Source organism: Bacillus sp. JJ1609 (assembly GCF_036967045.1).
Lineage (GTDB): Bacteria > Bacillota > Bacilli > Bacillales > Cytobacillaceae > Mesobacillus.
Genome location: NZ_JBALSS010000024.1, coordinates 14,051 through 36,744, shown reverse-complemented (window position 1 = coordinate 36,744; position 22,694 = coordinate 14,051). Strand labels below are relative to the sequence as shown.

The following is a 22,694-nucleotide window of genomic DNA, read 5'->3' as shown; positions in this document are numbered from 1 at the left end:
CGCCTTCCACTACAATCAACAGGTTTAAAAAAACAACATTGGGCTTTAACAGAGCCTATTAGTAAGGTTCTTTCTATGAAGTATTTCTCTATGATTTGCGTAAAATAATTGTTCAATAGTTTGCCATACTTTTATTCAGAAAGTTTGTTGACAGTGATAATCATTCTCGCTTATAATTACAACTGTTAAATGAAAACCATTATCAATTAAAATATAAACAAATACATACTCAGTGGGGGTTTACTATCATGAAAAAAAGAGATTTAAAGATTATTTTCACTAGTTTCATCATGGCAAGTACTGTAATGGCAGGGTGTGGTGCTGCGGATGATAACGCATCAAAACCTGAAGAGAAAAAACAGGAAGAAACAGTAAAACAGGAAGATAACGAAGAAGCTGCAGAGAAAGAAGTCGAATATGGTGCTGTCTTCCAGGAAGCTGTTGCCGAACTGGAAAAAGCAAAAGAGGGCAAAGAAGTAGACTTTGATAAAGTAACAACTCTTTATAACGAGAATCTTCAAGCGTTAGTTCAACAAAGAGATCAGGAATTCGAGGATACAATTGACCAGCATATTACAACTGCACTTCAGGCAGGCAAAGATGGTTCAATGGATAAGGTAGTTGTTAAACAGATTTTTGATAAGTTAATGCAAAAAGTATTCTATACAACAATGAAGCATGAATTCAACGAGGTTGCAGAAAACTGGGGAAATAAAGATGAAGTAAAGGAAGAGATTGAAGAGGCAAAAGAATTTTACGCTATTATTGAAGGTACTGTTCAAAAGCGTGATGATGCATACGGCACGAACATGAAAGATGCGATTTCAGGCGGTTTTGAAGAAATGGAAAAGGCTGTTGAAGCGGATGATGAATTAGCGTTCCAGCTCGGAAAACAAGTAGTTGATAAAACGTTAATGAAAACCTTCTACCTTGCTACTGCTGCATTGCCAAATGGCTATGCGACAAAAGCTGCTGATGAAGCGAAGGAAGACGCAGAAGCTGCAAAAGTGGAACAGGCAGAAGGATGGGCATTCCATCAATCAAATGCTAGTTATCTAGTTAAGAACGCACCTGAAGAAGCTGAAATTATTGAAAAGCAATTCAATCTTGAAACAGATGTTAAGACGATCGATCCCGCTGCAGTAAATAAGGCTGCTGTTAGAGGGTTCGCAAAAATTGCCCTCCATGAATATGAGGAAAGTGTAGAGAATATCGGTCAGGATAAGGGTGCGATCACTGCCCTAGAAGGTGCTTTATTCATTGATATGATCGGAGAAGATATTAAACGTCTAATCGGAGATGCTGAATTTACAACTCTTTCCGAAAATGCTCAAAAATATTTAGATGCGGTTAAAGCACAAGATAAAGCAAAAGCTGATGAATTAATGAAAAAGCTAGAAGCGACTTTAAACTCTGTCATTGAAGCAGCAAAATAAATAGATAACGGAAAAACCTTGTATGGATGACAAGGTTTTTCCCTTTTTTACTAACCCTCAGCTTTTCTCTATAATAAAAAAGGGTTAGACAACAGATATTGAGGTGTTAGCAGATGAAAATAATAGTAACAGGCGGGGCGGGGTTCATCGGCTCACATTTAACAAGGAAGTTAATTCAAGAACAGCATGAAGTGTTAATTATAGATGAACTGCATCCCTACTATTCAAGGCAGAGGAAAAGAGAGCAGTTAGCTTTCATTGAAGAAGCTGGCGCTTTTATGTTTAAAGAGTTGTGCCTTTTAAAAGATGCAGAAGAGGTTCGCGAGGTTTTTGATGCTTTTAATGCCGATTGTGTTGTCCATTTGGCAGCATTGCCGGGTGTTAGTTATTCCTTGGAAGCTCCAGGAGAATATGTGGATTATGATATTAAAGCGACAGCTAACCTTTTAAAGTTCTCAGGTGAGTCAAAGGTGAAGCAAGTCATTTTTGCGTCATCGTCCTCTGTCTATGGCGATCAGGCTAATAAACCGTTAAAGGAAGAAATGGCAACAGGCAAAGTCATTTCTCCCTATGCTGCTGCCAAGTATGGCGCGGAATCATTTTGCCATGCGTTTGCAAGCATGTATCAGTATGATATGACGATCCTGCGGTTTTTTACTGTATATGGCCCATGGGGAAGACCTGATATGGCAATATCCAAGTTTATCAGCCATCTGATGAAGGATGAGGAAATCACTGTCTTTGGAAGCGGCACATCCCGTGACTATACATACATAGATGATTGCGTGGAAGGGATATATGCCTCGATAAAATATGGAAAAGGAACAAATATCATCAACATTGGTTCTTCACAGCCAGTGTCGATAGAAGAGCTAGTCGAAGGTTTGTCCGTTCATTTCCCAAAAATGAAAATTAATTACTCAGGCTTTCGCAAGGGAGATGTAAATGCTACATGGGCTGACCTATCACGGGCAAAAGAGCTTCTGAATTACGAGCCAAAGGTTTCTTTTAAGGAAGGGCTGGCGAAAACAGTAAGCTGGGCTAAAAACAATGAAAAAATATTTTAAACTAGCTGGATTTGTTTTTGTGGTCGTCTTTGCCATCCTAACCTTCCAATATTTCCATATTGAGGAATTATGGAATGAAGGCAAGCGATTCTTTGCGTCTTCCCTTTTTTGGTGGACCTGCGCAGCGTATGGACTAGCTTTCCTTTTTCGTGCATTGGCCTGGAAAATATATATTTATAAACCAGTGAAGTATTCCACCTGTGTTCAAGGAGTCTTAATAAGTTTATTCATCAATCATATTACTCCTGTAAAGGCTGGAGACATACTGCGAGCCGGTTTACTCGCTTCAAAAGAAAAAGAAATATCTTTGGATGAAGCTGCCCATTCTGTGGTCGTAATGAGATTGATCGATATTGCGGTATTGCTCTTTTTCAGCGCGGCAGGATTATTTTTCCTGGGGAAAGAAATTAAAGCTGATTTTTCAGGATGGATTGCAGCAGGTGTATTTTGCTTAATTCTTCTTGCTGTGTTTACAATGAAAAAGTACATGCCAGCTTTTTTTCATAAACACTTGACTATGGCTAAACTTGCAGCCAAGCAAAAAAATAGTCTTTTTATCCTCCCGCTTGTAATAAGCAGCTGGATTCTGGAAAGTTTTGTACTCTGGAATATTCTAAAGTCTATGGAGCGGTCTTTTCCCTTTTTCCAAAGCATCTGGGTGAACTCACTGACAGTGGGCGGACAGGTATTCCAAGTCACTCCAGGAGGCATCTCCACATACGAATCAGTGATGACAGCCGCTCTAGTCTTAACAGGGCTTGGAGGAAAGGATGCTTACACAGCAGCTCTAATAAGTCACAGCTTTAAATTTATTTTTTCTTATCTATCAGGTTTAATTTTAATTCTATCTTCTCCTGCTCACATGATTGGAGAGCTGAGAAGAAATGGTTTTTGGGGGAAGAAGGTTCAAAATGAAAAGCGCATCTAAATTTGAAAAATTCGCTGCTCGTTGCTGGAATTTGCTTAATGAAGGAAAGCCATTTACACCGATTTTTACCGTCGGCACCATGCTTTTATTTCATTTAGGCGATCTTGACAATACTCAGCGGACAATGGATTTCTTACTTGCATTCCTTACAGTAATTCCATTATTCGTCATGTATTTTATTTATGATTTTCCACTTTTTTTGAGAAACTATCTTTGGATTCCACTCGTTATTTTTATCATCACCTGGCCAGTTCTAAATATCAGCCTGTTACTTTTCGCAGCAGGCCTATACTTTTTCTTCACAGTCTTTTTTTGGGGTACCTTTTATTATCATTTAAGGATTGGGACATCCTGGCTGAATTTCACGAGATTTTGGAAGCTTGTGCTGAAAAATAGCGATTCCACTAGCGGGAATGCTCAAGAACAGCTTCCGAAGGTGTTCCTGCTCTTGTCAGTTTGGGAACTATCTTTAAATTCATTATCAGCCAATAAAGGAATTCCTCTGGTGGAATTAGGATTATTCTACGGTTTTATTTTAGTCTTTGCTTTTATTTTGCATAAATATCTATTCGATTGGAAGCCAAAGGCTTACGAGACGTTTACAAAGGACGACGGACCTAAAATTCCGGAAAACGGCCTGTCGGATAAAGTGATTGTGATTGTAATCGATGGAATGAGGAAAGAGCGCTTTTATGAGGCAAACACTCCATTTTTAGACGGGTTAAAAGAAAACGGAACAGAATATTTAAATATGGAAACGGTATACCCTGCGCGTACGGTTGTTTGTTTTAGCTCCATGTTCACCGGGACGTATCCATTCGAACATGGAATTACTTCAAATATGGTATGGAGGCTTGGAATTAAGACTGAAAGCATTTTTGATTCCCTAAGGAAGGTTGGCAAAAGAGGAAGACTTCTTGGGATTGCCCATCTGGTTGATTCCATGGGAAGCGATGTCGAAACTGTAACTGCCGTTATGCATAAGGACAAAGCAGATCCCAATATGCTTGCAAGAGCAAGGAAGATCATGAAAGAGCAGGACCCTGACCTGTTTATTGTTCAAATGATTGGGACAGACCAGGTCGGCCATAGCCGCGGGGTACTGTACGACGATTATATTGAGAAAATTGAAGAGGCAGACGCACTCATTAAGGATTTTGTAGGGTGGCTGGGTGAAGAGGGGAAAATGGAAAATACCACTCTTGTGATTTGTGCAGATCATGGTCAGGCTGACGGTATAGGCGGACACGGCCACCTTGATGAAGGTGAGAGATTTGTACCGTTTTTCATGCACGGACCCCATATTGTCAAAGGGAATAAAGTTCAGGAAAAGCATAGTCTCGTATCGCTGGCGCCGACGATTTCCTATTTGCTTGGGGCACCGTATCCAGCCAGCAGCCGGGGGAAAGTCCTTGTCGACGCAATAAAAGAACAGAAGGAAGAGAATTGATTTGAGTAATGTAATCGTATTTTTGCCTGCTTTTAATGAAGAAGAATCAATTGGAGAAGTGATTGAAAACATCCCGCGTAAATTCGACGGTGCTGATCTTGTAGAGATATTGGTGATTGACGACGGCTCTACCGACAATACCGTTTCAGCGGCAAGAAAAGCGGGAGCAGATCATATAATAAGTTTTGGAAAGAACCGCGGTCTCGGAGCCGCGGTCCGGCAAGGGCTGGAAGAATGTTATCGTCTAGGTGCAGATGTTGGGGTGATGATCGATGCGGATGGAGAGTATCCTGCATGGCAGATCCCGGAACTTGTAAAGCCAATCTTTGAAAATCAAGCTGATTATACAATGGGATCCAGATTTATGGGCACTATAAGAGGGATGAAATTCCATCGCAGGATGGGAAATTATTTTTTCACCTTTGTGCAAACATTGCTGTTAAGAAAATGGCTCTATGACGGCCAATCAGGCATGCGTGCTTTTTCACGACAAGTCCTTGAACATGCTGAGATCATCCATGATTATAATTACGCTCAGGTATTGACGCTGAATCTTGTACGAAAAGGATTCCGAGTGCTTGAAGTGCCGATCCAGTACAGGGTCAGGACGACTGGATCTTCCTTCATTTCTTTTCGAAAATATATGACAAATGTTGTCCCGGCTATTATTCGTGAAATATCCCGTCCGGTTAAAAAAGTGCAAAGTGGCTCCACTGAAAATGGTTTCCTATATAAAGGTAGTAAAAACAGTGACAAAAAAGTGACGATTATCAAATATGATTGACATAAGGAATGATAATCATTATCATTATCATTGTAGGAGGGAAACAAATGAAAAAAGCCATATTTTTTTGCTTTTCACTGATATTGATTCTCATTAACGGCAATCCACAACCTGCCAGCGCTTATTCATATGGAGATCCGAATGAAGAGAAGGTGGCAGAGGTCTACAAGGAGATGCAGTTGAAACTTGATGAGAACCCTCCGAATTTCTCAGCAGCGAAGTCCCTGTTTGAAACCGTGAAAGAAGAAACGGATATGCATATGGGACCGGAGCCTGGAGAAATAATCATGAAAAATTTAAATGATGAAGATAAAGAAGCTACAATTGAAAACATGGAGAAACTCCTGATTTTAAATATTGCAAGAAGGCTTGAAAGTATCGAAAAGAATTTCGAGGAGTACGATACCTCCAAAAAACTACTAGCAAAAGGCTTCGCTACATATCAAGCTTTATCGCCAAAAGTAGAGGCAAACAATGCGGAATTAGATAAGGAAATGAAAGCTGATTTCGATGCTGCCCTTGAGGCACTTGGTAATCCTGGACTTTTTGGAGTCGGGAAAAAGCCATCTGACATAGAAGCATTTAAAAGCAGCAAGGAAAAAATCCTTAATGCACTGCAAAAGGAATTCAATCTTGCTAGCCTGGAAGTTGGGCATTTTGCAGAAACAGCTGAAGAACAAGGAACTGGGAAAAAAGACTGGACCGATTTATCCAACATCCGAAACTGGATCCCGTTAATCCTGATCGTCGCGATTATTGCAGCAGCTGTTTTTGTCGGCATTAGAAAAAGAAGAGCATAAAGCTTGACCACACCTTGGAGAGGGGAGAATGGGCAATGGAAATCCAAGCATTACTGATTACCTTCCGTGAAGTATTGGAAGCCTTGTTAATTGTCGGGATCATAACAACTTACTTAAAGAGGATGGATCACTCTAAGTATACGAAGTATGTCTGGCTGGGGGCCGGACTTGCTGTTTTGGCGAGTATTGGGGTGGCTATCCTGTTCCAGGTGGTGTTCACTGGATTTGCGGCGATGGGCAGCGAAATTTACCTGAAGATTGGGATCATGATCGTTTCGACCCTGTTATTAACTCAAATGGTATTCTGGATGGCTAGCCACAGCAAGAACCTAAAGGGCAATATGGAAGGGAAAATGAACAAGTTCATCTCGACAGGAAATATTGTCGGGATGGTCATTCACTCATTCCTGGTCGTTTTACGTGAAGGGATTGAAACGGTTTTCTTCTTTGCAGCAATCACAGGCGGTAATATCGGCGCTGCAATGCAAGGCTGGGGAGCCCTTACCGGAACACTTATTGCGGTAGTTGTTTCTTATATGTTCTTTAAAGGAACAATGAAGGTTAAGCTTAAAACCTTCTTCCAAATTACTGGCGCATTCATCATCCTTATCTCTGCAGGGTTGCTGGTACAGGCAATTTCAATGATGCAGGACATAAACTTGATCGGCAGTGTAATGCCACATGTTTATGACATTACATGGTTCATGCCTGAGCATCCAATTGATTATGCGCACTATGTACGTGACAACGGAGTCGCACCATTGTTATCAGGTGATATCGGCATTTTCCTAAAAGCACTGTTCGGCTACTCTTCGATGCCATCCATTGAGGAAGTCATTGCTTATATCGGATACTTTGCAGGGATTTTTCTGCTAACATCAACACGGAGCACGAAAAAACAGAAGCCGGCAGAAAACAAACAAGTAAATGTATTAAAACCACAGGTGAAATAAACAGAACCTCCTCTCTCCAGAAAAAAGTACAGGGAATTTCCTTGTACTTTTTTCATACGTTTAGAACTTATTATTTTGTACTATTGCTCTAGTGTTTTAATGAAGAAGTTAGTTGGTGAGAAAAATTGACTTATGATAAATGGAAAAATCCAGCGATATTTACCGTTAGTTTGATCGTAGTAATTTATGTTTTAGGGCTGCAGCTCAGTTCGTTAAATCCTTTTGTTTCGTCTTGGGATCAAGTGGATTTTTCGCTTGCAGTTGAAAGGTATGACCTGAGAGCGATGCGGCCCCATTTTCCTGGCTATCCTTATTTTATTCTGGGCGGTTTGCTGACAAAGTTCATTGTAGCTGAACCGAATCAAGCCCTGGTGCTCTTTAATATATTAATATATGCGAGTTCCATCATTCCGGTTTATTTTATCGCATCCAGGTTGATTTCCAGGCAGAGCGCCTATATGGCAGCAGCGGCTATTTATACCGCAAGCTATCCATTGATCATCGTCAATCAGCCAATGTCTGAAGGGGCAGCTCTTGCCGTCTTTTGGTGGTATTTCTGGAGCATTGTCGCTGCTGGGGAAAAAAAATCTGGCAAATGGATGCTGCTGCCGCTGTTTTTATTCAGCTTGCTCCTGGGAGTCAGGCTTAGTTATATTCCTATGGGGGCAGGATTGATTTATCTCTTTTATAAAAAATGGAAGGATGATCAGATTGGATTTGCAGGACTACTAAAATATACATTGGCTGCAGGTGTGTTCCAGTTAATCTGGGTAGGCGGGCTAATCATAACAGAAGGCGGAATCGCCAATTTTCTGGAACTTGCCTTTGGGTTTACAGGCGGCCATTTTCAAGAATGGGGCGGAACTACGGCCTCTAATGACCTATCTATTTTTGTCAGGATAAAAGTATTCTTGTTTACCAACATTTTTTGGTGGGGAATATTTTCAAGAATGCATGTTTTGATGGTATTATATATAGTTATCGGCCTATTCATTTTTTTGCCGGGAACAAAAAGTAAGCTTTTTAAGAATATGCCTTTCACTTTAGGTGTCTTGATGATGTCTGCATACGGCATATGGGCACTGTTTGCTCAAAATATCGATAAACCCAGACATATTCTGCCCGTGGCACTCATTCTTATATTTTTAGTACTATCTGCATTTTTCAAAAGGTACCAAAGTATATATAGCAGTTTAATGATTCTCGTACTTCTTATTGCTCAGGCAATTGTTTCAACGAATCTTGTGAAAACACAGGCAAACGAAGAGCCTGCTGTTTACCAGCTTGCCCGTTTTCTTGAGGAGACAAATGAGGAATTTGTGTTATATACATGGGAAGAAACTAGAGTCATGGAGTATATGAAAGTACCTTATTCACATAAAAGAGTCAATACGTATAAAGTATTTCTGCATGACCAGAGCTTATATAAAGATAAAGCAGTGTATTTGACCGATAAAGTGGTCAATGGCTTTAGGACACAGGGAATCGAGATAGATAAAAGAGTAGAAAAGATAAAGGTTTTCGACTCCGGAAAAATATATGATCCTGTCTACCATGAAATTATTTTATATAAATGGACACCGTAACAGGGGGTGAACAGTATGAATGATCAGATTAAGAATAAATTGGCCATTCTCCCGGCACAGCCCGGATGCTATTTAATGAAGGACCGCCAGGGGACCATCATCTATGTTGGTAAAGCTAAGATACTGAAAAACAGGGTTCGTTCTTATTTTACCGGCTCACATGATGGGAAGACTCTGCGTCTCGTAAATGAAATAGAAGATTTTGAGTATATCGTTACCTCCTCAGATATGGAGGCACTTGTCCTGGAAATCAACCTGATCAAGAAACACGATCCTAAGTACAATATCATGCTTAAGGATGATAAAACCTACCCTTTCATCAAGCTGACGGCAGAACGCCATCCTAAGCTGATCATTACGCGAAAGGTTAAAAAAGACAGCGGGAAATATTTCGGTCCCTATCCGAATGTCCAGGCAGCCAATGAAACAAAAAAGCTTTTGGACAGGATTTATCCGCTCAGGAAATGTTCCACGCTGCCGGACAGGGTATGTCTCTATTATCATATGGGCCAGTGCCTCGCTCCTTGCGTAAAGGATGTAAGCAAGGAGGAGTACAAAAAAATCACTGATGAAATCACCCGCTTCCTGAACGGGGGCTTCAAGGATATTAAAGTTGATTTAACAGCTAAAATGGCCGCGGCTGCTGAAGAACTGGATTTTGAAAGAGCGAAGGAATTCAGGGATAAGATTGTTCATATTGAGGCTACGATGGAAAAACAGAAAATGACCTCAACTGATTTTACCGACCGCGATGTATTTGGTTACGCGGTTGACAAGGGCTGGATGTGTGTTCAAGTGTTTTTTATCAGGCAAGGAAAATTAATTGAACGCGAGGTTTCGATGTTCCCAATCCATAATGAGCCAGAAGAAGACATCCTTACGTTCCTTGGCCAATTTTACTCGAAGAACGAGCATTTCAAGCCCAAGGAAGTTCTCGTCCCAGAAGGCGTAGATACGGAAATGGCCGAAGCGCTGCTTGATGTAAAGGTGCTAAAGCCCCAGCGAGGCCAGAAAAAAGATCTTGTCCGCCTTGCTTCAAAGAACGCCGGAATCGCTCTTACTGAGAAATTTTCACTGATTGACCGCGATGAAGAACGGACAATCAAGGCAGTCGAGAATCTTGGAATTCAAATGGGCATATACACGCCACACCGAATAGAGTCCTTTGATAACTCGAATATCCAGGGGACCGATCCTGTTTCAGCCATGATTGTTTTTATAGACGGTAAACCTGAAAAAAGGGAATACCGTAAGTATAAAATCAAATCTGTAGTAGGGCCGGATGATTATGAATCGATGCGGGAGGTTGTAAGGCGGAGATATTCAAGAGTTCTGAAAGAAGGTCTGCCGCTGCCTGATTTGATTATCATCGATGGAGGGAAGGGTCATATCGAGTCTGCCCGTGATGTACTTGAAAATGAACTTGGGCTCGATATTCCGATTGCGGGCCTTGCCAAGGATGATAGGCACAGGACTTCCCAGCTTTTATATGGCAATCCACTGCAGGTGATCAGCCTTCCAAGGAACAGCCAGGAATTTTACTTGCTGCAAAGAATTCAGGATGAAGTCCACCGGTTCGCGATTACATTCCACCGCCAGCTCAGGGGGAAAAGTGCTTTTCAATCATTGCTTGATGATATCCCTGGTATTGGAGAGAAGCGTAAAAAGACGCTGCTGAAACATTTTGGGTCCGTGAAAAAAATGAGGGAAGCCTCCGTAGAGGAATTGACTGCAGCAGGTTTGCCGCATATCGTAGCCCAGGAACTGTTTACTAAATTGCAGAACTAATAGTAGTAATCTATTTTTTATTGTGCTATAATAAGAAAAAATTTCATATAGCTATCACTTTAGAGCATTAAAGTGAAGATAGAGGTGCGAGCTTCAAGAGTAAGAGCCAGGAGAATTATAGGATTCTGTGAAGGGCTTTGAAAGGGGATGTTCGCCGAAGTGGGGGAAGTCCTATTCTTTTTCCCGCTGGTCCTTCGTTGAATAAACGCTGGATTGTCAAGATTGCCATCTTGGAGTGCTATCTCATGTTGCAGCGTATATATACGTTTATCAAGCAATGGGAGACACTCTCATTGCTTTTTTGTATTTATAAGGATTTTTCGTCCATATTCACAACTGGATGTCATGCGAAAACAACCTTAGGGGAAAATACATATGCGGATTTTGCCATGAAGCTCTTTTTAGAGGCAGAAATAAGAAGGAAAAGGCAGGGGAAGGAAAATGGGATTAATTGTACAGAAATTCGGAGGAACCTCTGTTGGCACTGTTGAGAGAATCAGGAACGCTGCCAGCAGAACTGTTGAAGAAATGCAAAATGGAAATAACGTCGTGGTTGTCGTATCCGCGATGGGAAAAACGACAGACCATTTAGTTGACATGGCTAATGAAATCTCGAGCTCTCCATCCAAAAGAGAAATGGATATGCTTTTAACGACAGGTGAACAGGTAACCATCTCTCTGTATGCAATGGCATTGGCGCAGAAAGGGATTGAAGCTGTTTCATATACAGGCTGGCAGGCTGGAATCAAAACAGAGGCTGTTCACAGTAACGCCAGGATTGTTGATATCGAAACTGACAGGATTAAAAACGACCTTGATCATGGAAAAGTTGTTATTGTAGCCGGTTTCCAGGGAGTGACAGATGATGGCCAGATCACGACTCTTGGCCGTGGCGGATCTGATACAACAGCTGTAGCATTGGCAGCAGCTTTAAAGGCAGATAAGTGTGATATCTATACTGACGTGACGGGTGTATTCACGACTGATCCAAGGTATGTGAAAAGTGCAAGGAAGCTATTAAGTGTTTCTTATGATGAAATGCTTGAGCTGGCAAACTTGGGTGCGGGCGTTCTCCATCCAAGAGCGGTGGAATTTGCAAAGAATTACGGGCTGCCAATTGAGGTAAGGTCCAGCATGGAAAAAGAAAGAGGTACGATCATCGAGGAGGAAATTGGGATGGAACAGAATTTAATCGTTCGTGGAGTGGCATTCGAAGACCAAATTACAAGAGTATCAGTCCTTGGAGTAAGCACATCATTAAAAGGGCTATCAACCATTTTTACAACTTTGGCTCAAAACCACATCAATGTTGACATCATCGTCCAAAGCAGGACAGAAGCAGATTCTGCCAACATTTCTTTCTCAATCAAAAGCAATGATTTACCAGAGACTTTAGATGTATTAGAACGGAATAAGGAATTATTGAATTATAAAGCAATTGAATCAGAAACTGGCCTTGCTAAAGTGTCCATCGTAGGTTCAGGGATGGTTTCAAACCCAGGTGTAGCTGCAAAAATGTTCGAAGTTTTAGAAGGCCACGGCGTTCAGGTGAAAATGGTCAGCACATCGGAAATCAAGGTTTCCACGGTGATCGAAGAAAAACAAATGGTGAATGCGGTAGAATCACTGCATGAAGCTTTTGAGTTGTATTCTGAGTCGGTTAAAACGAAGTAAGCTGAGGAAAGCCTTCCAGGTATTTGATGCCTGGGAGGCTTTTTTTGGGATTTAGGAGAAGGTGTCTTAGTTATTTACAGCAGTAATTATTGCAGGTGAGTTATTTTATGAAGGCAGAATTCTCAACTGGTGAAATATTTGCTTCAACTGGTGAAAAAACCATTTCAACTGGTAAATTCCCTAATCCAACTGGTGAAAAAGTTCGTTCAACTAGTGAAAAAATTTATCAATTAATGAATTTAATATGAAAGGCTCATCTGCCTTAGAAAATTCATAATATCTCAGGCATATTGGCAGGAATTTGACCTTCTTTTAAAGAAAATTAGAAAAAACAGCGTTAAGGAGGTCTATTTTGATAATAAAAGATAGGAATTACCCAATCAGGCTAAGAAAGCTTGAAGCACTTATTAACAGACTATACGATCATAGTTCTAAACTACCATTAATCAAGGATGATTATAAAGGCTGGAAGTCAGTATATAAGGGAGAGCTTAATACCGACTACCGTTTAAGTTTTTTACCTGAAAAAGATTATTGGATCCTTCGTGATTTGCGGTTAACTGATGATTCATGGAAGTTTCAAATTGATACCCTCATTCTAACCCGTCGATATTTCCTTCTAATTGAGACCAAAAATCATTCCGGTGCCCTTTTGTTTGAAAAAGATTCTGAGCAAATGATCCAAACAAAACAAGATAAAGAAAAGGCATTTGATCATCCTGTCATTCAGGTGAATAACAAAAATGGCATTTCAATAGGTGGCTTCAAGCTTATAATTTCAAAGTGCCCCCGATTCATACTCTTGTTGTCATCAGTAATTCTTCAACAATAATCAAAACGGATGACCCATTTCTTTACAAGTATGTTGTTAAAGGAGATGTTTTAGTTGATCGTATAATAAAAATTGATAAAAACCATTTCAACGAATTTTTTCAAGATAAAGACCTGAAAAAAATCTCCAAAACCCTCGTGAAAAAGCATTCTCCTTTTCATCCCGATATTCTCAAGATATACTCTCTTTCACCCGCTGATCTCCAAAAGGGTGTCCAATGTCCATCGTGCTCTTATTTTGGAATGAAGAGAATGAAATGGATATGGGTTTGTCCTCACTGTTTGTTACGATCTAAGACAGCTCATCATACTGCAGTTCTGAATTATTTTCTTCTAATCAAACCAACAATAACGAATCAAGAACTTAAGGATTTTCTCCTGTTACCAACTTCAAGATCCTCCGGCAATTTACTTTCTACTTTGAACCTCACATCCTCTGGAGCAACGAGAGGACGAGTCTATCATATGCCTGAAGATATAGAGACATTTTTTCACTTGAAACCTCCTAAAAATAACTAGTTGATATTGCCTCTGAAAATTCTATAAAGGTGTATATAAAACACACTAAAAAGCCAGGACGATTAGCCCTGGCCATTTCACATTTTTTTTTAAGATTCCATTATGGACCTATCGCCGAAGCTACTAGTCTTCAACTTCCGGCAAGGTTCAGAAAAAAATTATTCAGTAACAAAATCATTTTTATCCCATTTAATGGTGAATTGGATTCGAAATGAACGCTTATTGGGGTGTTCGAAGGCTTCGGCTGTAGCATTCTTTTGCAGTTCCATCTGCTGTGCAAGAAACCCTGCTTCAAGCTGGAATGTGGAGTTTGCGTTATTTTTTAACCGAGAGGAAATCAGCTCGCTGCCAAGTTCCAGCACCATTTGTTTTCTTGTTTCTTCCTTAACTGAAAGGGTTCCCCAGCCTGCATTTTGGAAAAAGCGAATTGTTTCGTCCAATGTCGATAATGGATATTTGCGGGCAAGGCGTTTTCCTGCCCAATAGAGTATTTCAGCAGTATCCTTGCCAAGCAGTTCCGGCAAAAGAATTTCTCTGACTAATTCATACCCAAATGCGGAAACGGAAAGTGGCTCGCTTTCAGTTTGCTGCTCTGAAGTTGTTAATTCACTCATGTTCTCCCCTCTTTCTATTACTCTATTATAAACAATATGCCAAAAAAACAACCAGTGATTCTAAATTAATATCTGTTAAATTTTAGATGTGCAATAAAGATACTATTATTAATTTCCATGTTTATACCATACCCAATTCTTTACAAGCTAAAATTTTAATCAGCCGGGTAATTTTTTTCATTGGCATCTAAAAGGTAATACTATTATTTTAATATACTCGAATCGACGTTAAAATAATTAGAAAGTGGCATTTTTACAATATCAATATATTTAAAAAATTTTATCTATATAAACTTTTTTATGTATCCGTTTTCTTGACGCTCTATTATGATGGGAGTAAAATGAACATGTCACATAATTGTAAGATTTGTTTTGAATTATGATGTTGGGGTTAATCAAACTGTTAGATTAATAGGGGAGAAAAGCCTGTACATCACGGCCAAATTTCAAGGGGGGTATACATATGGCAGGTAAACAAGAGTTTTATTGGCGGAGGCTGCATTCTTTGCTGGGTGTAATTCCAGTAGGACTTTTCCTTTCGCAGCACCTTGTAGTCAACCATTTTGCTACAGGGGGAGAAGAATCATTTAACAATGCGGCTCATTTCATGGAGCAGCTGCCTTTTAGGTATTTTCTGGAAATCTTTATTATCTTTTTACCACTATTATTCCATGCAATCTACGGACTTTATATTGCTTTTACGGCTAAGAACAATATAGGGCAATACGGCTATTTCAGGAACTGGATGTTCATGCTGCAGCGTGTCTCAGGTGTCATCACCCTAATATTCGTTGCTTGGCACGTTTGGGAAACTCGGATTGCAGCTGCTTTTGGTTCTGAAGTGAACTTCCAGATGATGGAGACGATTCTATCTTCACCATTCATGCTGTGGTTCTATTTAATCGGTGTAATTTCAACAACTTTCCACTTTGCTAACGGATTGTGGTCTTTCTTCGTAAGCTGGGGTATCACTGTAACACCTCGTGCACAAGTGATTTCCACTTACATTACTATTGGAGTATTCATTGCGCTTTCCATCGTGGGAGTACGCGCAATCTTGGCATTTGTATAAATTGATCGGAAAGACAGACATGGATTTAAGGGAGTGAGTCACAATGAGTAAAGGTAAGGTTATCGTAGTCGGCGGCGGTTTGGCTGGCTTAATGGCTACAATAAAGGTGGCTGAAACAGGAACACCTGTTGAGCTGTTCTCTCTTGTACCGGTGAAACGTTCACACTCTGTTTGTGCACAGGGCGGAATCAACGGTGCAGTAAATACAAAAGGTGAAGGTGACTCTCCATGGGAGCACTTCGATGATACGGTTTATGGCGGGGACTTCCTTGCGAACCAGCCTCCTGTAAAGGCGATGGCTGAAGCAGCGCCTGGAATCATTCACCTTCTTGACCGTATGGGTGTAATGTTCAACCGTACTCCAGAAGGCTTACTTGACTTCCGCCGCTTCGGAGGAACACAGCATCACCGTACGGCATTTGCTGGTGCAACTACTGGGCAACAGCTTTTATACGCATTGGATGAGCAGGTACGCCGCCATGAGGTTGCTGGCCTTGTTACTAAATATGAGGGCTGGGAATTCCTTGGTGCTGTGCTTGATGAAGATGGCGTTTGCCGCGGTATAACGGCTCAAAACCTGACGTCAATGGAGATTAAGTCGTTTGCTGCAGATGCCGTTATCATGGCAACTGGCGGCCCTGGAATTATTTTTGGGAAAACAACTAACTCTGTGATCAACACAGGTTCAGCTGCTGCGATCGTATACCAGCAGGGCGCATATTACGCAAACGGTGAATTCATCCAGATCCACCCGACAGCGATTCCTGGCGACGACAAGCTTCGCCTGATGAGTGAATCTGCTCGTGGTGAAGGTGGACGAGTTTGGACTTATAAAGATGGTAAGCCGTGGTACTTCCTGGAAGAGAAGTATCCTGCATATGGAAACCTGGTTCCACGTGATATTGCAACACGTGAAATCTTTGACGTTTGCGTAAGCCAAAAGCTAGGAATCAATGGCGAGAACATGGTCTATCTTGACCTTTCACATAAGGATCCAAAAGAGCTTGATATCAAGCTTGGCGGCATCATTGAAATCTATGAAAAATTCATGGGCGACGACCCTAGAAAAGTTCCTATGAAAATCTTCCCTGCTGTCCACTATTCAATGGGCGGACTTTGGGTTGACTATGACCAAATGACGAACATTCCTGGTTTATTTGCAGCTGGGGAATGTGACTACTCTCAGCACGGTGCAAACCGCCTAGGTGCGAACTCACTATTATCTGCTATTTATGGCGGTATGGTCGCTGGACCTAATGCGATTCGTTATATTAACGGTCTTGAAAAGAGCTCGGATGCAGTTTCTTCTGCGATTTTTGATCAGTACGTCCAGCAGGAGCAGGATAAGTGGAACAATGTCATGTCATTGGATGGCAACGAAAATGCATATGTCCTTCACAAAGAGCTTGGTGAATGGATGACTGATAATGTAACGGTTGTACGTTACAACGACAGACTATTGAAAACGGATGAAAAAATTGTTGAATTAATGGAACGCTACAAGCGCATTAACATTAATGATACAGCTAAATGGAGCAACCAGGGTGCTGTGTTTACCCGCCAGCTTCAGAACATGCTGCAGCTTGCACGTGTAATCACAATCGGTGCCTATAACCGTAACGAAAGCCGTGGAGCGCACTACAAGCCTGAATTCCCTGACCGTAATGATGAGGAGTTCTTGAAAACAACAATGGCTAAGTTTGTTGATTCAAACTCAGCACCAGCATTCCATTATGATGATGTTGATACTTCATTAATCCAACCGCGTAAGCGCGATTATTCTAAGAAGAAAGGGGAGTAATGAGGCATGTCAGATAAAAAAACTGTCCGTTTTATCATAAGCCGCCAGGATACTCCTGATTCAGCCCCTTATCAGGAAGAATTTGAACTTGAATATCGTCCGAATATGAATGTGATTTCCGCATTGATGGAAATTCGCCGTAACCCAGTGAATGCTAAGGGTGAAGCTACAACTCCGATTGCATGGGACATGAACTGTCTTGAGGAAGTATGTGGTGCATGTTCAATGGTCATCAACGGACGTCCGCGTCAGTCATGTTCTGCGCTGGTTGACCAGCTTGAACAGCCAATCAGGTTAGAGCCGATGCGAACATTCCCTGTTGTGCGTGACCTTCAGGTTGACCGCAGCCGCATGTTTGATTCCTTGAAGCGTGTTAAGGCCTGGATTCCAATCGATGGAACTTATGACCTTGGACCAGGACCGCGTATGCCTGAGAAAAAGCGCCAATGGGCATATGAGCTATCTAAATGTATGACTTGCGGTGTGTGCCTTGAGGCTTGCCCGAATGTTAACAGTAAATCTGATTTCATTGGGCCACAGCCGCTTTCACAGGTTCGCTTGTTCAACGCTCATCCAACAGGTGCATTGAACAAAGGCGAGCGACTTGAAACAATCATGGGAGACGGAGGACTTGCTAACTGCGGTAACTCCCAGAACTGCGTACAGTCTTGCCCTAAAGGCATTCCATTGACAACTTCAATCGCAGCTCTTAACCGTGATACTACTCTTCAAGCATTCAAAAACTTCTTCGGAAGCGATCAGGTTTAATGATTTTAAATGCCTTCCTCTCTTAAACAGAGAGGGAGGCATTTTTATTAAAATTTTTCATAGAAAACAAATTCATTTGCAATAGGCATAGATGCTTAGGGTTTTCAAAAAATCTAAATATATTTATAATAAAGAAAAGAATGAATGTTCATTCAGTCGACCAGGAGGCAAATACATGAAGAAAACCAATTATATTGACGACATCGTAAGCTGGCAAGAAGAGTTTGAGTATTATTATGACGTGAAGGTCAGATTTTCTGAGACAGATATGTTTGGCCACCTGAATAACACGGTTCCGTTTACTTATTTTGAAATGGCGAGGATCGATTTTTTCAAAAGCCAGGGGTTCATGCAGGACTGGGTTATGCCAGAAAATGAAACGATTCCGGTTGTTGCGGATTTGCAATGTGATTATTTAAGCCAGATTTATTTTGATGAAGATTTAAAGATTTATGTAAAAGCGAATTCAATCGGCAATTCTTCTGTTGACCTGCATTACATGGGGAAGAAGGCCGACGGTTCTATTTGCCTTGCAGGACGTGGAACAATCGTTCAAATATCCAAGAAGACGGGCAAGGGCGTTCCTTGGTCAGAGGAGATGCGCCACTTGCTTGCGAAGAGCAAAAAGTCTGTTGTGAAATAAAATTTGAACATTTTTAAAAAAAGAGCTGTAAGCCCTTGAAATGTTGTCACTTCAATTCTTTCCTTCACATAAGATATGTTGACTAAATTTATACCCACCCCGCAGTTCACAGCTGGCGAAGGCAAGGAGGGTTACAATACTTGAAGGAAAATGAATATACTCACAAGCCATTACTCACTAAACGCGAAAGAGAAGTTTTCGAACTGTTAGTCCAAGACAAAACAACTAAAGAGATCGCTAGTGAATTATTTATCAGCGAAAAAACGGTTCGGAACCACATTTCAAACGCCATGCAAAAGCTTGGTGTAAAGGGGCGTTCCCAAGCTGTTGTAGAGCTCCTGCGTATGGGAGAGCTAGAACTTTAATCTAGACCGGCCAACCTGTTGGGGAGGCCGGTTAGATGTTTATAAGGGGAGATTAAGAAGCACTCCATGGATGGAAATGAATTCTGTCTTGAAATTTGCTCGAAAAAAGTAGAAAATAAGGGCAATAGGAAAATGATAAAAAGTTTTGTCGGTTTGGAAATCAAGTTTTAACGGTAGATAAAAATGTGAATGCATTTATTTAGGAGTTGTGATAGATGAAACTTGAAGATATCCAAAATAATCAGGAACTGGACACGGTTGCTGATATTGAAAAAGATTTAAGGTACATATCGGGAATTATAAAGCAAAAGGGCCGTGAGCTCCTCAGCAATTACACGATCACTCCGCCTCAGTTTGTTGCTTTGCAATGGCTGTTCGAGGACGGGGATATGACAATTGGCGAGCTGTCGAATAAAATGTTTTTGGCTTGCAGTACGACAACGGACCTAGTTGACCGCATGGAAAAAAATGAGCTTGTCGTAAGGGTAAAGGATCCGAATGACAGACGTGTAGTCCGTATCCATCTTCTTGAGGAAGGTGAAAGGATCATCGATGAAGTGATCAAGAAGCGCCAGGTGTATCTACAGGAGGTATTGAAGGACTTTTCTGGCGACGAAATTGTATCGCTGAAGAACAGTCTATCAAAATTACATCATGAAATGCGTGGAGAATGAGGCGAGATTTTTGAACCAACCAATTGGAATCATTGATTCAGGTGTGGGCGGGTTAACGGTTGCCAAAGAAGTGATGCGGCAGCTTCCTAATGAGCAGATCATCTATGTTGGTGATACCGCACGCTGTCCCTATGGGCCTCGCCCTGTGGAAGAAGTAAAAAGGTTCACCTGGGAAATGACCCGATTCCTGCTTGAAAAGAATATTAAGATGCTGGTCATCGCCTGCAATACGGCAACAGCTGTAGTACTTGAGGAAATCAGAAATGAACTGCCTATTCCTGTGCTTGGTGTTATCCAGCCAGGGGCCAGGACAGCAATAAAGGTAACGGACAATTACAAAATAGGGATCATCGGCACTGAAGGTACTGTAAAAAGCCGAGCGTATGAACATGCTCTTAAAGCGATCAATCGCAAAACATTTGTAGAAAGCCTTGCGTGCCCTAAATTCGTCCCGCTTGTTGAAAGTGGAGAATACAACGGTCATGTTGCAAAAAAAGTCGTAACAGAGACACTTGAGCCTTTGATCAATAAAGGGCTTGATACATTGATATTGGGATGCACTCACTACCCTCTGCTTGAGCCGCTTATAAAAGATGTAATGGGCGATCAAGTAAAAGTAATCAGTTCTGGTGAGGAAACAGCTCGTGAGGTAAGCACAATTCTGGGGCATAACGACATGTTTGCCGAAAGAGAAGAGCTGCCTGAGCATTCCTTTTATATAACTGGATCGAGGACGATTTTTGCCAGAATTGCTTCCCAATGGCTCGAGGTTCCGATTGAAAATGTAGAAAAAATTAAATTAGGTTGAAGAAGGCCTCCGTAATGGAGGCCTTCTTGTATGTCTGCCTAAAAAGGCTCTCTCAAATTTAATATCTCTCTCCTGAAATAAATCGAGCAACAGGTTTGTACAAAAATCTTTCTAAAGGCGGTCTAAAAATTCCCGAAGCTCGTATACATGATAGTACAAACTGTCTTTGGAGGGATTTATATGTCAAAAAATAATAAAGCTGTCTTCGTAACTGCAGCGACATTAGCAACTACAGTTTTTCTGTCAGGCTGCGGGCTATTTGGGGGCGAAGAAAAAAAGAAAATTGATCCACCGCAGGATGTAACCTTCACGGAGGATGGAGCAGCAGTCGATGAGAATACCTCTACAGAAACAAAGCAGGATAAAACAGAAGCAGTGGAAACGACAGTCAAGACAGAACTGTATCTGATTGACAAAAATGGTTATGTTGTATCCCAGGCAATGGATCTTCCTAAGACAGAGAGTGTAGCCAAACAGGCTCTAATGTACCTAGTAGCCAACGGACCTGTTGAGGAAATGCTGCCAAATGGATTCCGTGCAGTCCTGCCAGCGGATACGCAAATGACGGTTAACATCAAGGATGGCACAGCTACAGTTGACTTCTCAAAAGAATTTGCAAACTACAAAAAAGAGGATGAGAAGAGGATTTTACAGGCTGTAACTTGGACTCTTACTCAATTTGAGAGTGTAAAGGATGTTAAGCTGCAGCTGAATGGTACGCCGCTAGAGGAAATGCCTGTGAATGGCACTCCAATTGGCGAAGAATTGAGCAGAGCTAATGGCATTAACATGGATAACTCTGATGTTGTTGACATCACAAATACTAAAGCGGTGACAGTCTACTATGTAGGCGGTGAAGAAGGCGCGTATTATTATGTTCCAGTAACTCGACGTGTCAGCAATGACTTTAAAGACAATATTACAGCGATCGTAAACGAGCTTGTAGAAGGACCTGCCTATGCATCCAATCTTTTATCAGAGTTCCAGGGAGATGTAAAACTTTTAGATACTCCTAAGCTAGAGGATGGAAAGTTAACTTTGAACTTTAATGAATCGATTTATGGCAGCTTTGAAGAAAAAATGGTTTCCGAGCATGTATTGAACTCTCTCGTGCTTTCCCTGACTGAGCAGGCAGGTGTTAAGAGTGTGGCTCTTACGGTGAAGGGGAAGGCGGATGTATTGACAGAGAAGGGCGAGAAGCTATCAGAGCCGGTTACAAGACCTGAAAAAGTTAACACTGGTAGTTTTTAATAGCGCGATTTTGGTATACTAAATAAAGACATATGAAGAGGCAGGCATTTTGCTGCCTCTTATTTATTGTTATTGGGGGCAGCCGTTAAAGTTCTGCCTTTCATAAATGCCAAGGAGGATTAATAAATGCGATTTGATGGGCGTGAACCTTTACAATTAAGGCCGATACATATTGAAACAGATTATTTAAAGCATCCAGAGGGCTCTGTATTGATTTCTGTCGGTGATACAAAGGTTATATGTACTGCCAGCATAGAGGATCGAGTTCCGCCATTTATGCGCGGGGAAGGAAAGGGATGGATTACGGCAGAATACTCCATGCTACCGCGTGCTACGGAGCAAAGGAATATTAGAGAAGCGGCTAAGGGCAAAATTTCCGGAAGGACTATGGAAATCCAGCGCTTGATTGGAAGAGCTTTGAGAGCCGTTGTAAATCTTGAAGCAATCGGGGAGCGGACAGTCTGGATTGATTGTGATGTTATTCAGGCAGATGGCGGAACACGCACCGCTTCCATCACAGGAGCATATGTTGCGATGGCCCAGGCTCTTTACAGGCTTAGCAAGCAGAAAAAACTATCTAGTTTCCCTTTAACAGATTTCCTGGCCGCAACCAGTGTTGGCATTTTGGAGAATGGCCAGCCAGTTGTTGATTTGAATTATGTTGAGGATTCTAAGGCAAACGTAGACATGAATGTCGTCATGACTGGAAATGGCGAATTTGTTGAGCTGCAGGGCACTGGTGAAGAGGCAACTTTTTCATACAGCCAGCTTCAGGAGCTGCTGAAGGCTGCTCAGGAAGGGATCATGGAGCTTTTTGAAATGCAGAAAGAAGCTCTTGGAGAAGAATTGGCAGCGAAGATTGCGAGCGCCAAAAAGAGATAG

The 22,694-nt window shown here is 41.4% G+C and carries 22 protein-coding genes and 1 riboswitch; of the genes, 21 read left to right on the top strand and 1 reads right to left on the bottom strand.

What is annotated here, in order from left to right:
* Nucleotides 1-248: 248 nt before the first annotated feature.
* The 12 genes from V7654_RS16560 (at nt 249) to V7654_RS16505 (ending at nt 13,298) form a co-directional block, all read left to right on the top strand.
* On the top strand, nt 249-1,436 hold the full coding sequence (locus V7654_RS16560; RefSeq protein ID WP_438825317.1) for a hypothetical protein: 1,188 nt from the start codon (nt 249-251) through the stop codon (nt 1,434-1,436).
* Between the two features lie 113 nt (nt 1,437-1,549).
* On the top strand, nt 1,550-2,503 hold the full coding sequence (locus V7654_RS16555; protein ID WP_335431746.1) for an NAD-dependent epimerase/dehydratase family protein: 954 nt from the start codon (nt 1,550-1,552) through the stop codon (nt 2,501-2,503).
* Nucleotides 2,487-3,431: a lysylphosphatidylglycerol synthase transmembrane domain-containing protein gene (locus V7654_RS16550; RefSeq protein WP_335431745.1), complete on the top strand. Its 945-nt coding sequence runs from the start codon at nt 2,487-2,489 to the stop codon at nt 3,429-3,431. Before V7654_RS16555 ends, V7654_RS16550 begins: the two co-directional genes overlap by 17 nt.
* A complete protein-coding gene (locus V7654_RS16545; protein ID WP_335431744.1) occupies nt 3,415-4,881 on the top strand; it encodes an alkaline phosphatase family protein in 1,467 nt (488 codons plus the stop codon). The genes V7654_RS16550 and V7654_RS16545 overlap by 17 nt, the downstream gene beginning before the upstream one ends.
* A 1-nt stretch (nt 4,882) precedes the next feature.
* The gene (locus tag V7654_RS16540; protein WP_438825316.1) at nt 4,883-5,665 is read left to right on the top strand and encodes a glycosyltransferase family 2 protein; all 783 of its coding nucleotides are present in this window, start codon (nt 4,883-4,885) and stop codon (nt 5,663-5,665) included.
* 47 nt (nt 5,666-5,712) lie between these two features.
* On the top strand, nt 5,713-6,465 hold the full coding sequence (locus V7654_RS16535; RefSeq protein ID WP_335431741.1) for a hypothetical protein: 753 nt from the start codon (nt 5,713-5,715) through the stop codon (nt 6,463-6,465).
* Nucleotides 6,466-6,500: 35 nt separating this feature from the next.
* Nucleotides 6,501-7,418, top strand: a complete 918-nt coding sequence (locus V7654_RS16530; RefSeq protein ID WP_335431739.1) for an FTR1 family iron permease — start codon at nt 6,501-6,503, stop codon at nt 7,416-7,418.
* Between the two features lie 125 nt (nt 7,419-7,543).
* Nucleotides 7,544-9,004 carry a hypothetical protein gene (locus V7654_RS16525; protein WP_335431738.1) on the top strand — a complete coding sequence of 487 codons (1,461 nt, stop codon included), beginning with the start codon at nt 7,544-7,546 and terminating at the stop codon, nt 9,002-9,004.
* Between the two features lie 15 nt (nt 9,005-9,019).
* Nucleotides 9,020-10,792 (top strand): excinuclease ABC subunit UvrC, encoded by a 1,773-nt coding sequence (gene uvrC / locus V7654_RS16520; RefSeq protein WP_335431737.1) that lies wholly within the window; start codon nt 9,020-9,022, stop codon nt 10,790-10,792.
* 71 nt (nt 10,793-10,863) lie between these two features.
* Nucleotides 10,864-11,041: riboswitch (Lysine riboswitch) on the top strand.
* Between the two features lie 192 nt (nt 11,042-11,233).
* Complete coding sequence (locus V7654_RS16515; protein WP_335431735.1) at nt 11,234-12,466, top strand: aspartate kinase; 1,233 nt, start codon at nt 11,234-11,236, stop codon at nt 12,464-12,466.
* A gap of 107 nt (nt 12,467-12,573) precedes the next feature.
* Nucleotides 12,574-12,714, top strand: coding sequence for a hypothetical protein (locus V7654_RS16510; protein ID WP_335431734.1), 141 nt, complete (start codon nt 12,574-12,576; stop codon nt 12,712-12,714).
* A 104-nt stretch (nt 12,715-12,818) separates the two neighbouring features.
* Nucleotides 12,819-13,298 carry a nuclease-related domain-containing protein gene (locus V7654_RS16505; RefSeq protein ID WP_335431733.1) on the top strand — a complete coding sequence of 160 codons (480 nt, stop codon included), beginning with the start codon at nt 12,819-12,821 and terminating at the stop codon, nt 13,296-13,298.
* A 676-nt stretch (nt 13,299-13,974) separates the two neighbouring features.
* Here the strand turns inward: V7654_RS16505 and V7654_RS16500 are convergent.
* Complete coding sequence (locus V7654_RS16500) at nt 13,975-14,430, bottom strand: YslB family protein (protein ID WP_335431732.1); 456 nt, start codon at nt 14,428-14,430, stop codon at nt 13,975-13,977.
* A 463-nt stretch (nt 14,431-14,893) separates the two neighbouring features.
* On the opposite strand from V7654_RS16500, the gene V7654_RS16495 reads away from it, so the two are divergent.
* From V7654_RS16495 to rph, 9 genes are all read left to right on the top strand, one after another.
* A complete protein-coding gene (locus V7654_RS16495; RefSeq protein WP_335431730.1) occupies nt 14,894-15,502 on the top strand; it encodes a succinate dehydrogenase cytochrome b558 subunit in 609 nt (202 codons plus the stop codon).
* A gap of 43 nt (nt 15,503-15,545) precedes the next feature.
* Nucleotides 15,546-17,303 (top strand): succinate dehydrogenase flavoprotein subunit, encoded by a 1,758-nt coding sequence (gene sdhA / locus V7654_RS16490; protein WP_335431728.1) that lies wholly within the window; start codon nt 15,546-15,548, stop codon nt 17,301-17,303.
* Between the two features lie 6 nt (nt 17,304-17,309).
* Complete coding sequence (gene sdhB, locus V7654_RS16485; RefSeq protein ID WP_335431727.1) at nt 17,310-18,071, top strand: succinate dehydrogenase iron-sulfur subunit; 762 nt, start codon at nt 17,310-17,312, stop codon at nt 18,069-18,071.
* Nucleotides 18,072-18,246: 175 nt separating this feature from the next.
* Nucleotides 18,247-18,714, top strand: a complete 468-nt coding sequence (locus tag V7654_RS16480; RefSeq protein ID WP_335431726.1) for an acyl-CoA thioesterase — start codon at nt 18,247-18,249, stop codon at nt 18,712-18,714.
* Nucleotides 18,715-18,854: 140 nt separating this feature from the next.
* Nucleotides 18,855-19,079, top strand: a complete 225-nt coding sequence (gene gerE / locus V7654_RS16475) for a spore germination transcription factor GerE (protein ID WP_019154738.1) — start codon at nt 18,855-18,857, stop codon at nt 19,077-19,079.
* 215 nt (nt 19,080-19,294) lie between these two features.
* On the top strand, nt 19,295-19,753 hold the full coding sequence (locus V7654_RS16470) for a MarR family winged helix-turn-helix transcriptional regulator (protein ID WP_335431724.1): 459 nt from the start codon (nt 19,295-19,297) through the stop codon (nt 19,751-19,753).
* Nucleotides 19,754-19,763: 10 nt separating this feature from the next.
* On the top strand, nt 19,764-20,561 hold the full coding sequence (gene racE / locus V7654_RS16465) for a glutamate racemase (RefSeq protein ID WP_335431722.1): 798 nt from the start codon (nt 19,764-19,766) through the stop codon (nt 20,559-20,561).
* Nucleotides 20,562-20,741: 180 nt separating this feature from the next.
* A complete protein-coding gene (locus tag V7654_RS16460; RefSeq protein ID WP_335431720.1) occupies nt 20,742-21,812 on the top strand; it encodes a GerMN domain-containing protein in 1,071 nt (356 codons plus the stop codon).
* Between the two features lie 126 nt (nt 21,813-21,938).
* Entirely contained in the window at nt 21,939-22,694 is a 756-nt protein-coding gene (gene rph, locus V7654_RS16455) for a ribonuclease PH (protein ID WP_335431719.1), read from the top strand.